At 58.1% G+C, this 15,385-nt stretch carries 11 protein-coding genes; 5 read left to right on the forward strand and 6 right to left on the reverse strand.

The genetic code is table 11. The features are described 5' to 3' along the window. Positions 1–134: 134 nt before the first annotated feature. Positions 135–2,774, reverse strand: a complete 2,640-nt coding sequence (gyrA, locus tag AC6I8V_RS13795) for a DNA topoisomerase (ATP-hydrolyzing) subunit A (RefSeq protein ID WP_497842824.1) — start codon at positions 2,772–2,774, stop codon at positions 135–137. Positions 2,775–2,951: 177 nt separating this feature from the next. On the opposite strand from gyrA, the gene ubiG reads away from it, so the two are divergent. Beyond that, the gene (gene ubiG, locus AC6I8V_RS13800) at positions 2,952–3,677 is read left to right on the forward strand and encodes a bifunctional 2-polyprenyl-6-hydroxyphenol methylase/3-demethylubiquinol 3-O-methyltransferase UbiG (protein ID WP_497842825.1); all 726 of its coding nucleotides are present in this window, start codon (positions 2,952–2,954) and stop codon (positions 3,675–3,677) included. Positions 3,678–3,722: 45 nt separating this feature from the next. On the opposite strand, the gene lsrG is transcribed toward ubiG, so the two are convergent. The 5 genes from lsrG to lsrA are packed head-to-tail and all read right to left on the reverse strand — an operon-like array spanning position 3,723 to position 8,625. Then, a complete protein-coding gene (gene lsrG / locus AC6I8V_RS13805) occupies positions 3,723–4,016 on the reverse strand; it encodes a (4S)-4-hydroxy-5-phosphonooxypentane-2,3-dione isomerase (RefSeq protein ID WP_497842826.1) in 294 nt (97 codons plus the stop codon). An 11-nt stretch (positions 4,017–4,027) separates the two neighbouring features. Continuing rightward, positions 4,028–5,035, reverse strand: a complete 1,008-nt coding sequence (gene lsrB / locus AC6I8V_RS13810; RefSeq protein ID WP_497842827.1) for an autoinducer 2 ABC transporter substrate-binding protein LsrB — start codon at positions 5,033–5,035, stop codon at positions 4,028–4,030. Between the two features lie 4 nt (positions 5,036–5,039). Beyond that, positions 5,040–6,053 carry an autoinducer 2 ABC transporter permease LsrD gene (lsrD, locus tag AC6I8V_RS13815; RefSeq protein WP_497842828.1) on the reverse strand — a complete coding sequence of 338 codons (1,014 nt, stop codon included), beginning with the start codon at positions 6,051–6,053 and terminating at the stop codon, positions 5,040–5,042. Further along, complete coding sequence (gene lsrC, locus AC6I8V_RS13820; protein WP_497842829.1) at positions 6,050–7,090, reverse strand: autoinducer 2 ABC transporter permease LsrC; 1,041 nt, start codon at positions 7,088–7,090, stop codon at positions 6,050–6,052. The genes lsrD and lsrC overlap by 4 nt, the downstream gene beginning before the upstream one ends. Continuing rightward, entirely contained in the window at positions 7,090–8,625 is a 1,536-nt protein-coding gene (lsrA, locus tag AC6I8V_RS13825; RefSeq protein WP_497842830.1) for an autoinducer 2 ABC transporter ATP-binding protein LsrA, read from the reverse strand. The genes lsrC and lsrA overlap by 1 nt, the downstream gene beginning before the upstream one ends. A 217-nt stretch (positions 8,626–8,842) precedes the next feature. Between lsrA and lsrR the strand changes: the two genes are divergently transcribed. The 4 genes from lsrR (at position 8,843) to nrdB (ending at position 15,385) form a co-directional block, all read left to right on the forward strand. Next, a complete protein-coding gene (lsrR, locus tag AC6I8V_RS13830; RefSeq protein ID WP_497842831.1) occupies positions 8,843–9,811 on the forward strand; it encodes a transcriptional regulator LsrR in 969 nt (322 codons plus the stop codon). A gap of 52 nt (positions 9,812–9,863) precedes the next feature. Further along, entirely contained in the window at positions 9,864–11,441 is a 1,578-nt protein-coding gene (gene lsrK / locus AC6I8V_RS13835; protein WP_497842832.1) for an autoinducer-2 kinase, read from the forward strand. 449 nt (positions 11,442–11,890) lie between these two features. Beyond that, a complete protein-coding gene (gene nrdA, locus AC6I8V_RS13840) occupies positions 11,891–14,176 on the forward strand; it encodes a class 1a ribonucleoside-diphosphate reductase subunit alpha (RefSeq protein ID WP_497842833.1) in 2,286 nt (761 codons plus the stop codon). A 78-nt stretch (positions 14,177–14,254) separates the two neighbouring features. Continuing rightward, the gene (gene nrdB / locus AC6I8V_RS13845; RefSeq protein WP_497842834.1) at positions 14,255–15,385 is read left to right on the forward strand and encodes a class Ia ribonucleoside-diphosphate reductase subunit beta; all 1,131 of its coding nucleotides are present in this window, start codon (positions 14,255–14,257) and stop codon (positions 15,383–15,385) included.

The raw sequence follows: 15,385 nt of genomic DNA on the forward strand, positions 1-15,385 counted from the left end.
GATGTTGAAGATTGCACATACACTAGCTTTATCGATGCTAAAAAGCCAGACAGCGCGCCTGCTTAGGCGAAAACTCAGATAAAGAAACGGCAGGTCGGTTGCCCTGACCTGCCGTGATTAATCACCGTGGCGGATTACTCTTCTTCGTCCGCTTCCGGTGCGTCGTCATCGCTGTCCACTTCTGGCGCGATGTCGTCTTCGCCTTCAGCCACGCTACCGTCGATGGCGTCGAGTTCTTCCTCTTCCACCGGCTCAGCAACGCGTTGCAGACCAACCACGTTTTCATCGTCCGCAGTACGGATCAGAATCACGCCCTGGGTGTTACGACCCACCACGCTGACTTCCGACACGCGAGTACGCACCAGCGTACCGGCATCGGTGATCATCATGATCTGATCGCTATCGACCACCTGCACCGCACCGACGACCGGTCCGTTGCGCTCGGTGACCTTAATGGAGATCACACCCTGCGTCGCACGGGATTTGGTCGGGTATTCGCTGTTGGCGGTACGTTTACCGTAGCCGTTCTGCGTCACGGTGAGGATGGCACCATCTTCACGCGGCACAATCAACGAGACCACGCGATCGCCCTGCGCCAGTTTGATGCCGCGAACACCGGATGCGGTACGGCCCATTGCGCGCACCGCGCTCTCGGCAAAGCGCACCACTTTACCCGCCGCCGAGAACAGCATGGCTTCATCGCTACCGTTGGTCAGCGCGACGCCAATCAGCTCGTCGTCATCGCGCAGGTTAAGCGCGATGATGCCAGCGCTACGCGGACGACTGAACTCCTGCAACGCGGTTTTCTTCACGGTACCGCTGGCGGTAGCCATAAAGATGTTGAAGCCTTCGGTGTACTCACGTACCGGCAGAATGGCGGTGATACGTTCGTTGGCTTCCAGCGGCAGCAGGTTGACGATCGGACGACCACGCGCACCACGGCTGGCTTCCGGCAGCTGGTAGACTTTCATCCAGTAGAGACGGCCACGGCTGGAGAAGCACAGAATCGTGTCGTGGGTGTTGGCCACCAGCAGACGATCGATAAAGTCTTCTTCTTTAATACGTGCCGCGGATTTGCCTTTCCCGCCACGACGCTGGGCTTCATAGTCGCTCAGCGGCTGATACTTCACATAACCCTGATGCGACAGCGTTACCACCACATCTTCCTGATTGATCAGGTCTTCGATGTTGATATCGGCGCTGTTCGCGGTAATTTCCGTACGGCGATCGTCACCGAACTGGTCACGCATCAGTTCCAGCTCTTCACGGATCACTTCCATCAAACGCTCAGCGCTTTGCAGGATGTGGATCAGTTCAGCAATCTGGTCGAGCAGTTCTTTGTATTCGTCGAGCAGTTTTTCGTGCTCAAGGCCGGTCAGTTTCTGCAAACGCAAATCGAGGATGGCCTGCGCCTGCTGCTCGGTCAGGTAGTATTGACCGTCGCGGATACCGAACTGCGCTTCCAGCCATTCCGGACGCGCGGCGTCATCACCGGCACGCTCCAGCATCGCGGCGACGTTACCCAGCTCCCACGACTGCGCGATCAACCCGCTTTTCGCTTCCGCCGGGGTTGGCGCACGACGAATCAGCTCGATAATTGGGTCGATGTTCGCCAGCGCAATCGCCAGACCTTCAAGGATATGCGCGCGATCGCGTGCTTTGCGCAGTTCGAAAATGGTACGACGCGTCACCACTTCACGACGATGGCGAACGAAGGCTTCCAGAATCTCCTTCAGCGCCATAATCTTCGGCTGGCCCTGATGCAGCGCCACCATGTTGATACCGAAGGAGACCTGCAACTGCGTCAGCGAATAGAGGTTATTGAGCACCACTTCGCCCACGGCATCGCGTTTGATCTCAATCACGATGCGCATACCGTCTTTGTCAGACTCATCGCGCAGAGCGCTGATGCCTTCGACACGCTTCTCTTTCACCAGCTCGGCGATCTTTTCGATCAGGCGCGCTTTGTTCACCTGATACGGCAGCTCGTGAATGATGATGGTTTCACGGCCGGTTTTGGCGTCGGCTTCCACCTCGCCACGGGCGCGGATATAGATCTTGCCGCGACCGGTGCGATAGGCTTCTTCAATGCCACGGCGGCCATTGATGATGGCGGCAGTCGGGAAATCCGGCCCTGGGATGTGTTCCATCAGCCCTTCAATGCTGATGTTTTCATCATCAATGTAAGCCAGGCAGCCGTTAATCACTTCACGCAGGTTATGCGGTGGAATGTTGGTTGCCATACCCACGGCGATACCGGATGAACCGTTTACCAGCAGGTTAGGAATTTTGGTCGGCAGAACTTCAGGGATCTGTTCGGTACCGTCATAGTTCGGAACGAAATCGACGGTCTCTTTTTCCAGGTCGGCTAACAGATCGTGGGCGATTTTCGACATACGCACTTCGGTGTAACGCATCGCTGCGGCGGAGTCGCCGTCGATGGAGCCGAAGTTGCCTTGTCCGTCCACCAGCATATAACGCAGGGAAAAAGGCTGGGCCATACGGACGATGGTGTCGTATACGGCGGAATCACCATGGGGGTGATATTTACCGATAACGTCACCGACCACACGGGCGGATTTTTTATAGGGTTTGTTCCAGTCGTTACCCAGTTCGCTCATGGCAAAAAGCACACGGCGGTGCACTGGCTTCAGGCCATCACGTACATCGGGTAAGGCTCGGCCAACGATGACCGACATGGCGTAATCGAGATATGAGTTCTTCAACTCTTCTTCGATATTGACCGGTGTAATTTCTCTCGCAAGGTCGCTCATGGAGCCGCTATCCCTCTACATAATCCCGGATTTCAAAGGTGCGAAAGTATATCACATCGCTTACATGGGGTGAATGTTAAGCGCGGTTTAATACGGCTTTTCCTTCGTCGTGAGAGGTGCGCGGGTCGCGCTTAAGCGTTTATACTGAGGCCACATTTTGTCAGGAGTCATGATTCAATGAATGAACAACCGCAGGAAAGCCGCCAGAACGTCGATCACGCTGAAATTGCCAAGTTTGAGGCAGTCGCATCGCGCTGGTGGGATTTAGAGGGTGAATTTAAGCCATTACACCGCATCAACCCCCTGCGTCTTGGCTGGATTGCCCAGCACAGCAACGGTTTGTTTGGTAAGAAAGTGCTGGATGTTGGCTGCGGCGGCGGCATTCTGGCGGAAAGCATGGCGCGCGAAGGCGCGAACGTTACCGGATTAGATATGGGCGCGGAGCCGCTGGAAGTGGCGCGCCTTCATGCGCTGGAAAGTGGTATCAGCGTCGATTACGTGCAGCAGACGGTGGAAGATCACGCTGCCAGCCACGCCGGTCAATATGATGTCGTCACCTGTATGGAGATGCTGGAGCACGTTCCCGATCCGCGCTCGGTGGTGCTGGCGTGCGCGCAGCTGGTGAAACCCGGCGGTGAGGTGTTCTTCTCCACCATCAACCGCAACCCGAAGGCCTGGCTGCTGGCGGTCTTTGGTGCCGAATACGTCATGCGTATGGTGCCGCGCGGCACCCACGACGTGAAGAAATTTATCCGTCCGGCGGAATTGCTCAACTGGGTGGACGAAACCCCGCTGCGTGAGCAGGGAATGATTGGCCTGCACTACAATCCGCTGACCAATCAGTTCCGCCTCGGCCGCGGCGTGGATGTGAACTATATGGTGCATACCCACCGTCAGGCGTAACCCGTGCAGGGGAGGCATTGATGCCTCCCTCATCAATGCGCGGCGCTATTCCGGAAATACGCCGTTAAACACCGTTTTCTTTCTTGGCCCGGTCATCAGCGCCTCCAGCGCGTCGACACAGGCGAGATAGTGCGGTGTTTTTTTATGGGCCAGCACCGCGGCTTCATCCGCGTAGGCTTCATAGATAAAAAAACGCGTCGGCACCTCGCGGTCCTGCAAGACATCGAAGCGCAGATTACCTGGCTCCTGCACCGCGCCTAAATGATTGGCCTTAAATACCCGCAGAAATTCGTCGATACAGTCAGACTTTACATTGATTTCCACCAGCGTGACTTCCATCCGCTCTCTCCTTAAAAATCGTAGTTGTCGATGTTGTCTTTGGTAAACACCACGCGTTCCGGCAGCAGCACGATGCCGTTCCCTTTGGCTTCGTAATTGTAGCCCTGCACGCTATTGCTGGAGACGGTGACTTTACCCACGTCAGGCACCTGTAAGCTGTCGCCAGGATTGAGATCGCCCTTCAGCAGCTGACTGGCCACCGCAATCGAAATCCGCCCCTGCTTCACCACGTCCCACAGGCCAAACTGCTGCACCGTGCCGCGTTTAACGTAGGGCCGCATCACGTTGGGCGTGCTGAAGCCAACAATCGCAACATTCTTACGGCCAAGGTTTTCTGCGGCCTGAGCCGCCGCCGGCAACGCGTTGGCATCCGGAGCGATAATCGCATCCAGATCCGTCCAGGATTTCAGTATCCCTTCTGCGGTCTGCAACGATTTGGTGGCATCGTTATAGCCATACTGGGTGGTGACAATTTCCCAGTTGGGATGATCTTTGGCGATTTTCGCTTTCGCTTCTTTCACCCATTGGTTCTGGTCAGTCACCGTCGGACTGGAATAGAAGAACGCCACCTTCGCTTTGTCCTTTTTCACCTGGCTGGCCGCCATGTCCACCAGCATACCGCCCAGCTGCGTCGGAGTGCCCTGGTTGATATAAATCGAGCGGCATTCCGGTTTGGTGTCCGAATCCCAGGTCAGCACCTTAACCCCGCGCTGCATCGCACGCTTCAGCGCCGGGCAGAGTCCGTCCGGTGAGACGGCAGCCACCACAATGGCGTTGTAACCCTGGTTGACGAAGTTATTGATCATCTGCACCTGGCCGGAAACGCTTGGCTCAGTCGGGCCGTCATAAGTCACATCCACGCCGAGCGCTTTGCCCGCATCGGTCGCCCCTTTGCCGCCGCTGGTGAAGTAACCCACGCCCACCAGCTTAGGGATAAAGGCGATACGTTCGGCGGCCTGCGCGCTCAGACTGACGCCGAGCGCGCAACACAGCGCCAGAGATAACCTCTGCATTTTCATAATTTTACTCCTGGTAAGATGCGGGACGTCGCATGAGTCGCGCACGCAAGCGCCGGCTAAGCTGGCGCACAATGCCTGGATTCAGGCTCCAGGAGCGACCGATCACCGCAAGGATCAGCAGCGCGCCCGATAGCGCATTACTGACCTGACTCGACACTCCCACCATTTGTAACCCCTGCTGCAAAAAGCCGATCAGCAGCGTCGCCAGCGCGGTGCCCAGCACCGAACCCGCCCCGCCGTAGATATTTGCGCCCCCCAGCACCACGGCGGTGATGGCGGGCATCAGCAGCGGCGCGCCGAGATCGGCACGCGCCGACCCGAAATAGGCGCTCATCACCGCCGCCGCGATCGCCGAAGCCAGTCCGACCAGGCTATAGAGCAGCAGCAGCGTACGGTTCACCGGCAGCGCGCCGTAGCGCGCCGCACGCAAATTTTGCCCAAGCAGGAATACGTAGCGCCCGGTGCGGGTGCGGTGCATCAGCAGCCAGAACAGCAGGCAGAGCAGCATAAACAGCAGCAGCGGCATAGGGATGCCGAGGGGCGTGAGGTTGGCTAAGTCGGTGAAGGCGGAGGGGAAGTTGCCAATCCCTTCAAAACCGGTGGCTCCGGCCAGCCCCGACAGCAGCAGCGCGCCGCCGCCGTACAGATACAGGGTGCCAAGGGTGATCACCAGCGGGTTTACCCCGGTCCAGAGGATCAGCGCGCCATTAAGTAATCCGCACAGGCTGCCCAACAGCAGCGTGCACAGCAAGGCGACCGGCAACGACCACTGGCTTTGCAGCATAATGCCCAATGCGATGGCGCATAAACCGGTCACCGCCGCAAACGAGATATCAATGCCCCCGGCAACGATCACCAGCGTCAGCGGCAAGGCCACAATGCCGACGGTGATAAAATCGCTGGTGCTGAACAACAAGGTATCGATATTCAGCATCCGCGGATTAGCCCAGCCAAACAGCAGGATCTCCAGCACCAGCAGCAACGCCAGCGCCCCTTCCCAGTTCAGATAACCTTTCATTCGGTGGCTCCCCGGCGCGAAGCGGACGGCGGTTCAGCGCGTGTTTTTTTTCGCGCCGCTGGCGTTAAAAAACGCGCATATTTCTGGCGATGTAAGCGCCGCGTCAGCGCCTGGCGTAAGCGGCCATCAATCACCAGCACCGCCAGCAGCACCAGCCCGGAGATAAAATCGTTCCACCATGCTGGCAGTCGCAACAGCACCAGCACGCTGTCGATTTGGGTTAAGAACCACGCGCCCAGCACCGCGCCCAACAGGGTGCCGGAACCGCCCAGCAGGCTGACGCCGCCCAGCACGCAGGCGGCAATCGCTTTCATCTCCATGCCTGTACCGGTCTGATTCGGCACAAAGCCGATTTGCGCGGCAAATACGATGCCAGCCAGCGCTGCCAGCGCGCCATTGGCGGTAAAGGCCAGCAAACGCACCTGATGCACCGGCACCCCCAGCTGGCGCGCGCCTTGCAGATTGTCGCCGGTGGCGTAAAAGTTGCGTCCGGCGGCGGTACGCGCGAGGAACAGCATCATCGCCACGCCCAGCAGCAGAATCATCATGCCCAGTGGCGACAGGCCGCCGATCGCCGGTGCCGCGAGGCTCTTGAGTTGTTCCGGTAGCCCCTCAATCCATTTACCGCCGGTCAGCAGCAGCATCAGGCCGCGATACAATCCGAGGGTGCCAAGGGTGGCGACAATCGCCGGGATACGCAGTCCGGCCACCAGCACGCCGTTAAATAGCCCGGCTAACATACCGGCGGCCAGCGTCGCCCCACAGGCAACGGGCAGCGATAGCCCCTGATTAAGCAGCACGCCAAGCACCGCGGCACAGAGTCCCATCGTAGAACCGCAGGAGACGTCGATATTGCGCGTCAGCAGCACCAGCGTCGCGCCCATCGCCAGCAGGATGGCGATCTGCGCGCTGCCAAAAATCATCCCCACCAGTTGCAGGCTGGCGCTCTGGCGATCCAGCAGCCACGGCAGCAGAAACAGCACCACAATCGCCAGCAGCGTGCTCAGCTCGCGGTGGGTTTGCAGGTATCTCAGCATCAATGTTCTCCTGCCGCCTGAGCACTACGCCCCCAGGCCATATGGATGATATTTTCGACATTCACCGCCGCCTGGGCTAACTCGCCCACCAGCTCGCCGTGATGCATCACCACCACGCGATCCGCCAGCTGCGCGATTTCATCCAGGTCTGAGGAGATGATGATCAACCCCACCTGCTGCGCCACGACCGAGCGCAGCAGGTGATAAATATCGGCACGCGCGCCCACATCCACGCCACGCGTAGGCTCATCGACGATCAACACTTTTGGCAGCGCTTCGAGGCAATTCGCCAGCAGCAGTTTTTGCTGATTCCCCCCGGAGAGCGTACGGGCCAGCTGGTTGCTGTGGCTGAATTTAATGCCGAGCGCGCGCTGGTAACGCGTCAGCACCGCCCGCTCCTGCTGCGGTCGCAGCCACCAGCTACGCCGTTGCAGGGTTAACGCGGTAACGTTCCACGCCAGCGGAGCGTCGGGATAGAGGCCGGAGCTTTGCCGATCTTCCGGCAGATAGACCAGCCCCGCCCGCAGACGATCCGCTGTCGGGAGCGCCAGCAGCGACTGATGCTGCAAACGCGCGCTGCCGCTGCTGGCGGGGCGTAAGCCGTATAGCGTCTCGGCCAGTTCGGTACGTCCTGCGCCAACAATCCCTGCCAGCCCAAGGATCTCCCCGGCCTTTACCTGCAACGAAATCTGGCGAAAGCCTTCGCCGCTCAGCGCATCAACCTGCAATACGATCTCGCCCTGGCGCGTCGCTGACGTGGCGCCGGCCTGTAACCACAGCTGCTGTTCTGCACTCAGCGGCGGTGGCGGCTCCTGCGGCAGCATTGCCGCCACCAGGGCATCATCATCGTAGCGGGCGATGCTGCCATGCAGCACCACGCAGCCGTCGCGCATCACGCTGACCTGATGCGCCAGCGCACGCATTTCCGGCAACTTATGGGAAATAAACACCACGCCGACGCCCTTCCCGGCCAGCTGGCGTATCAGCAGAAACAGCCGCTCGGTTTCCACCGGCGTTAATGAGGCGGTGGGTTCGTCAAAAATCACCACCCGCGCATCGCGCATCAGGCCGCGCAGGATCTCAACCTGCTGCTGATCAGCGACCGCCAGGGTGCCCGCCAGCGCGTCCAGCGGCAGCGTGCTGCCCATTTGCGTCAGCAGGGTCTGTAATTTGTGGTTATCCGCCTGCGCGCGCGTCAGGCGAAACAGGATATTTTCCCGTACCGTCAGGCTGGGAAACAGCAGCGGCTCCTGCGGCACCAGGTAGATGCCGCACTGGTGCGCTTTGGCAGGCGTCATCAGGGTCAGCGGCTGTCCGGCAAGGGCGATGGTGCCGCTATCCGGTTGTTCGATACCGGCGATGATTTTCATCAGCGTCGATTTGCCCGCCCCGTTGCCACCGAGCAGCGCGTGGATCTGCCCGGCACGCAGCTGAAAATCGATACCGCGCAACACCGGCACCCCGGAGAAGGCTTTACTGATGCCGGTGATCTGCAACAGCACGCTGGGCTGCCCGTTAATCTGTTCCTGCGCCATCGCCGCTCCCGTTACGAACAAATGATTTTTTAAATACATTATGTTCACAATCCTGGTAAAGCTTTTACGATAAAACTCTCGCAGCGGTCACAGATTGTTCTTTCGCGCCTTTGCGGCGTATGATTGCGGATGACTTGTTGTGCGAACTGCCAGCAAGGTCACATTTTCTTTAACACCCAAAACGAACAATTGATCTAACTTTTATAAAGTGTTCATTATGAAAAACGATCTTAACCCGGCAACGGGCCTCACTGTGGACAACAGTATGGGCGAAGAAGAACTGCTGGCGCGCACCGCCTGGTTCTATTACCACGACGGCCTGACGCAGAACGAAATCGGCGAGCGGCTGGGGCTGACGCGCCTGAAAGTGTCACGTCTGCTGGAGAAAGGACGTCAGTCCGGCGTGATTCGCGTACAGATTAATTCGCGCTATGAGGGCTGTCTGACGCTGGAACATGCGCTGCTCGAACATTTCCCGCTGAAACAGGTGCGGGTACTGCCGCAGCTGGCGGGTGCCAGCCTCAGCCAGCGGCTGGGAGTGGGCGCGGCGCAGATGCTGATGTCGGTGCTTCAGCCGCAGCAGCTGCTGGCGGTGGGATTTGGCGCCACCACCATGAATACCCTGCAACATCTGAGCGGCTTTATCGCCTCGCAGCAGATTCGGATGGTGACGCTCTCCGGCGGTGTCGGCCCGTATATGACCGGCATCGGCCAGCTCGACCCGGCGTGCGCTATCAGCATTATCCCCGCGCCGCTGCGCGCTTCCAGTGCCAGCGTGGCGCAGATCCTGCGCCAGGAGCGCAGCGTGCAAGATGTGATGCTGGCGGCCTGTGCCGCCGATGTGGCGGTTGTCGGCATCGGCGCGCTGAATCAGAAACAGCAGGCCACCATTTTGCGCTCAGGTTATATCAGCGAAGGCGAGCAGCTGATGTATGCACGTAAAGGCGCCGTCGGCGACATCCTTGGCTATTTTATGTGCGCAGACGGGCAGCTTGCCGCCGCCATGCCGATCCATGATGAACTGATTGCCGTCAGCCCCGGCGAACTGGCAATTATCCCCACCGTGGTCGGTGTTGCGGGGGGAACCGAGAAAGCCGAGGCGATTGTTGCAGCGCTGAAAGGCGCGCGTATTAATGCCCTGGTGACGGAAGAGGAAACGGCCCGCGTGATGCTGGCTTTATTGTAGTCGCCTGAGCGGTGGGATCGGTCCGATCAGGTTTTCCGTTGGAGAAGCAGAGATGACACTATCCCACGCCCCGCATTTAATGGCGCTCGACGCCGGCACCGGCAGCATTCGCGCGGTGATTTTTAATCAGCAAGGCCAGCAGGTGGCGGTGGCACAGGCGGAATGGCAGCACCTCGCCCTGCCCGATGTGCCCGGCTCGATGGAGTTTGATCTGACAAAGAACTGGCAGCTGGCCTGCCAGTGCATCCGTCAGGTGTTGCAGCAGGCGCAGCTGCCCGCCAGCGCGATACGCGGCGTGGCCTGTTGTTCGATGCGTGAAGGCATCGTGTTGTATAACAAAGCCGGTGAGGCTATCTGGGCCTGCGCCAACGTCGACGCCCGCGCCAGCCGCGAAGTCAGCGAACTGAAAGAGATCCATCACGGCGCGTTTGAACGCGAAATTTATCAATGCTCGGGGCAAACCCTGGCGCTCGGGGCGATGCCGCGTTTGCTGTGGCTGGCGCATCATCGGCCCGATATTTATCGTCAGGCCGCTACCCTGACGATGATCAGTGACTGGCTGGCGAAATGCCTCAGCGGCGAGCTGGCCGTCGATCCTTCCAACGCGGGCACCACCGGGCTGCTCGATCTCAGCACCCGCAACTGGCGACCCGATCTGCTGGAGATGGCGGGTTTGCGCGGCGATATGCTGTCGCCCGTGGCGGAGACGGGTACGCTGCTGGGGCACGTCACCGCCAGTGCGGCTGAGGCCAGCGGGCTGCTGCAAGGGACGGTGGTGGCGATGGGCGGCGGCGATGTGCAACTGGGCACGCTGGGACTCGGGGTGGTCAACGCCGGGGAAACCGCAGTGCTGGGCGGCACCTTCTGGCAGCAGGTGGTGAACCTGCCGCAGCCGCAGGTCGATCCGGCGATGAACATTCGCGTCAATCCGCATGTGATCCCCGGCATGGCACAGGCGGAAGCCATCAGCTTTTTTACCGGCCTGACCATGCGCTGGTTCCGCGATGCGTTTTGCAGCGAGGAAAAACTGCTGGCGCAGCGGCTGGGGGTTGATTGCTACAGCCTGCTGGAAGAGATGGCCGCGCGCGTTCCGGCTGGCGCCTGGGGCGTGATGCCGGTGTTCTCCGATGCGATGCATTTCAGCAAGTGGTATCACGCCGCGCCCTCCTTTATTAACCTCTCCATCGATCCCGAACGTTGTAATAAGCAGACGCTGTTCCGCGCGCTGGAGGAGAATGCCGCCATCGTCTCCGCCTGCAACCTCGACCAGGTTGCCGCCTTTTCCGGCGTCCGTGCGCCGCATCTGGTGTTTGCCGGGGGCGGTGCGAAGGGAAAACTGTGGAGCCAGATTCTGAGTGATGTCACCGGCCTGCCGGTGAAGGTGCCGCAGGTGAAAGAAGCGACCGCGCTGGGTTGTGCGATTGCGGCTGGCGTGGGTGCCGGGCTGTACACCAGCCTGGCCGATACCGGCCGTGATTTGGTGCGCTGGGAGCGGGAGTTTCAGCCCGATGCTGAACATCATGCGCTTTATCAACAACAGAAAACGGTCTGGCAGCAAGTCTATGCCGATCAGCTGACGCTGGTGGATAGCGGGCTGACCACCTCGATGTGGAAAGCGCCGGGCTTATAAATTGCGTTTGCCGGGTCGGCTGACATGCCGATCCGGCGTCTTAACGGCCTGGCGTCATAAAAAATTCATAACGAATCCCGGATAAATCCGGATGGGCCTGGCCTGGTCCGCCATTTTTTCACCAGAAATTTGGCTTGCCGGAGAGGATTGAATAAGAAATACGCGCTCGATCAACTTCTGAAAAAAATCTCCATTCTGGTTGACACGAGGTGGAGCCTTATAAGACAAGGCCTAAGAAATTTCGCAAAAATTACAACCCCCGGAAACATCATTTTTTCCTCTTGTTAACCCGCAGTAAAATACTAAAATATGCCTCCATATTGTTATGGTTTTTCCCCTCACCCCCAAGATGTAGTGTTTATCCACAACATTATTCACAATGAATATGCTGTGTATAAACCGGGATTTCTTTTAATTTTTGGATACTCACGCAAAGGTAAAAACGCGACATGAACCAAAGTCTGCTCGTTACTAAACGCGATGGCCGCCAGGAGCGCATTGATCTCGACAAAATTCACCGTGTACTGGACTGGGCTGCCGAAGGGCTGAACAACGTCTCAGTTTCACAGGTTGAACTGCGTTCTCACATCCAGTTCTATGATGGCATCAGAACCTCTGATATCCATGAGACCATCATCAAGGCCGCTGCAGACCTCATCTCTCGCGATGCCCCGGATTACCAGTACCTCGCTGCGCGTCTGGCGATTTTCCATCTGCGTAAAAAAGCCTACGGTCAGTTCGAACCCCCTAAGCTGTACGACCAGGTTACGCGCATGGTCGATATGGGCAAATACGATCGCCATCTGCTGGAAGACTACAGCAAAGAAGAGTTCGAGCAGATGGACGGCTTTATTGACCACTGGCGCGATATGAACTTCTCCTATGCGGCGGTGAAGCAGCTGGAAGGCAAATATCTGGCGCAAAACCGCGTCACCGGCGAAATCTACGAAAGCGCGCAGTTCCTGTACATTCTGGTCGCCGCCTGCCTGTTCTCCGGCTATCCGCGTGATACCCGTATGGATTACGTTAAGCGTTTCTATGATGCGGTCTCCACCTTCAAGATCTCGCTGCCGACGCCGATCATGTCTGGCGTGCGTACCCCGACCCGTCAGTTCAGCTCCTGCGTACTGATCGAGTGCGGCGACAGCCTGGATTCCATCAACGCCACCTCCAGCGCCATCGTGAAATACGTTTCCCAGCGCGCCGGTATCGGTATTAACGCCGGTCGCATCCGCGCACTGGGCAGCCCGATCCGTGGCGGTGAAGCCTTCCATACCGGCTGTATCCCGTTCTACAAACATTTCCAGACGGCGGTGAAGTCCTGTTCCCAGGGCGGCGTGCGTGGCGGTGCAGCCACCCTGTTCTACCCGATGTGGCATCTGGAAGTGGAAAGCCTGCTGGTGTTGAAAAACAACCGTGGCGTGGAAGGCAACCGCGTGCGTCATATGGACTACGGCGTGCAGCTTAACAAGCTGATGTATCAACGCCTGCTGAAAGGTGAAGATATCACCCTGTTCAGCCCGTCTGACGTGCCAGGCCTGTACGACGCGTTCTTCGCCAATCAGGACGAATTTGAACGTCTGTACACCAAATACGAACAGGACGACAGCATCCGCAAACAGCGTGTTAAAGCGGTCGATCTGTTCTCGCTGATGATGCAGGAACGCGCCTCAACCGGCCGTATCTACATCCAGAACGTTGACCACTGCAACACCCACAGCCCGTTTGATCCGGCTATCGCGCCGGTGCGCCAGTCTAACCTGTGCCTGGAAATCGCGCTGCCGACCAAGCCGCTGGAAGACGTCAACGACGAAAACGGTGAAATCGCCCTGTGTACGCTCTCCGCGTTCAACCTCGGTGCGATCGACAGCCTCGACGATCTGGAAGAGCTGGCGATTCTGGCAGTGCGCGCCCTTGATGCGCTGCTCGACTATCAGGATTACCCGATCCCGGCCGCTCAGCGCGGTGCTATGGGTCGTCGTACCCTGGGTATTGGCGTGATCAACTTCGCTTACTACCTGGCGAAAAACGGCGTACGTTACTCCGATGGCAGCGCCAACAATCTGACGCACAAAACCTTTGAAGCCATCCAGTATTACCTGCTGAAGGCCTCAAACGAGCTGGCGAAAGAGCAAGGCGCCTGCCCGTGGTTCAACGAAACCACCTATGCAGCGGGCATTCTGCCTATCGATACCTATAAAAAGGATCTCGATACCATCTGCAACGAAGCGCTGCACCTCGACTGGGAAGCGCTGCGTGAGTCGATTAAAACGCACGGCCTGCGTAACTCGACGCTGTCTGCCCTGATGCCGTCTGAGACCTCTTCGCAGATCTCCAACGCCACCAACGGTATTGAGCCGCCGCGCGGTCACATCAGCATCAAAGCCTCGAAAGACGGCATTCTGCGTCAGGTGGTGCCGGAGTATGAGCGTCTGAAAGATCAGTACGAACTGCTGTGGGAAATGCCGTCGAACGATGGTTACCTGCAACTGGTTGGCGTGATGCAGAAGTTTATCGACCAGGCGATTTCGTCGAACACCAACTACGATCCGAGCCGCTTTGCTAACGGTAAAGTACCGATGAAGCAGCTGCTGAAAGACCTGCTGACCGCTTACAAGTTTGGCGTGAAAACCCTGTACTACCAAAACACCCGTGACGGTGCTGAGGATGCGCAGGACGATCTGGCGCCGTCCATTCAGGACGACGGCTGCGAAAGCGGCGCTTGTAAGATTTAATTAAAGGGTGGAGCCGCGGCTCCGCCCTCCGGTTTTCGGGGTCGACAGCTGTCGGCCCGTTCACATTTGGACATCCCTATGGCTTACACCACATTCTCGCAAACCAAGAATGACCAGCTGAAAGAGCCGATGTTTTTCGGCCAGTCGGTTAACGTTGCCCGTTTCGACCAGCAGAAATATGACATCTTCGAAAAGCTGATCGAGAAGCAGCTCTCCTTCTTCTGGCGTCCGGAAGAAGTGGACGTTTCCCGCGATCGCATCGACTATCAGGCGCTGCCGGAACACGAAAAACACATTTTTATCAGCAACCTGAAGTATCAGACGCTGCTGGATTCCATCCAGGGCCGTAGCCCGAACGTGGCGCTGCTGCCGCTGATTTCGATCCCGGAACTGGAAACCTGGATTGAAACCTGGGCGTTCTCCGAGACCATCCACTCGCGTTCTTATACCCACATCATCCGCAACATCGTTAACGATCCGTCGCTGGTGTTTGATGATATCGTCACCAATGAGCAGATCCTCGCGCGTGCGCAGGATATCTCTAAGTACTACGACGATCTGATCGAGATGACCAACTACTGGCATCTGCTGGGTGAAGGTACCCACCAGGTGGCGGGTAAAAGCGTCACCGTATCGCTGCGCGCGCTGAAAAAGCAGCTGTATATCTGCCTGATGAGCGTGAATGCGCTGGAAGCCATCCGCTTCTACGTCAGCTTCGCCTGCTCATTTGCCTTCGCCGAGCGCGAGCTGATGGAAGGGAATGCCAAGATTATCCGTCTGATCGCCCGTGACGAAGCGCTGCACCTGACCGGGACGCAGCATATGCTGAACCTGATGCGTACCGGTGAAGACGATCCGGAGATGAAAGAGATCGCCGCAGAATGCCGCGACGAATGCTACGACCTGTTTAAGAAAGCAGCCGAGCAGGAAAAAGAGTGGGCGGAGTATCTGTTCAGCGGCGGTTCGATGATTGGCCTGAATAAAGACATTCTGTGCCAGTACATTGAGTACATCACCAACATCCGTATGCAGGCGGTTGGTCTCGATCTGCCCTTCCAGACGCGTTCGAACCCGATTCCGTGGATCAACAGCTGGCTGGTCTCTGACAACGTGCAGGTGGCGCCGCAGGAAGTTGAAGTCAGCTCGTACCTGGTGGGTCAGATTGACTCTGAAGTGGGCGAAGACGACTTTAACGATTTCCAGCTGTAA

This window comes from Pantoea sp. X-Soil-TKNS-1207, from assembly GCF_059730485.1.

Coding starts and splice junctions, on each gene's coding strand:
- gyrA (WP_497842824.1), bottom strand. CDS start 2,774: ATGAGCGACCTTGCGAGAGAAATTACACCGGTCAATATCGAAGAAGAG.
- ubiG (WP_497842825.1), top strand. CDS start 2,952: ATGAATGAACAACCGCAGGAAAGCCGCCAGAACGTCGATCACGCTGAA.
- lsrG (WP_497842826.1), bottom strand. CDS start 4,016: ATGGAAGTCACGCTGGTGGAAATCAATGTAAAGTCTGACTGTATCGAC.
- lsrB (WP_497842827.1), bottom strand. CDS start 5,035: ATGAAAATGCAGAGGTTATCTCTGGCGCTGTGTTGCGCGCTCGGCGTC.
- lsrD (WP_497842828.1), bottom strand. CDS start 6,053: ATGAAAGGTTATCTGAACTGGGAAGGGGCGCTGGCGTTGCTGCTGGTG.
- lsrC (WP_497842829.1), bottom strand. CDS start 7,090: ATGCTGAGATACCTGCAAACCCACCGCGAGCTGAGCACGCTGCTGGCG.
- lsrA (WP_497842830.1), bottom strand. CDS start 8,625: ATGGCGCAGGAACAGATTAACGGGCAGCCCAGCGTGCTGTTGCAGATC.
- lsrR (WP_497842831.1), top strand. CDS start 8,843: ATGAAAAACGATCTTAACCCGGCAACGGGCCTCACTGTGGACAACAGT.
- lsrK (WP_497842832.1), top strand. CDS start 9,864: ATGACACTATCCCACGCCCCGCATTTAATGGCGCTCGACGCCGGCACC.
- nrdA (WP_497842833.1), top strand. CDS start 11,891: ATGAACCAAAGTCTGCTCGTTACTAAACGCGATGGCCGCCAGGAGCGC.
- nrdB (WP_497842834.1), top strand. CDS start 14,255: ATGGCTTACACCACATTCTCGCAAACCAAGAATGACCAGCTGAAAGAG.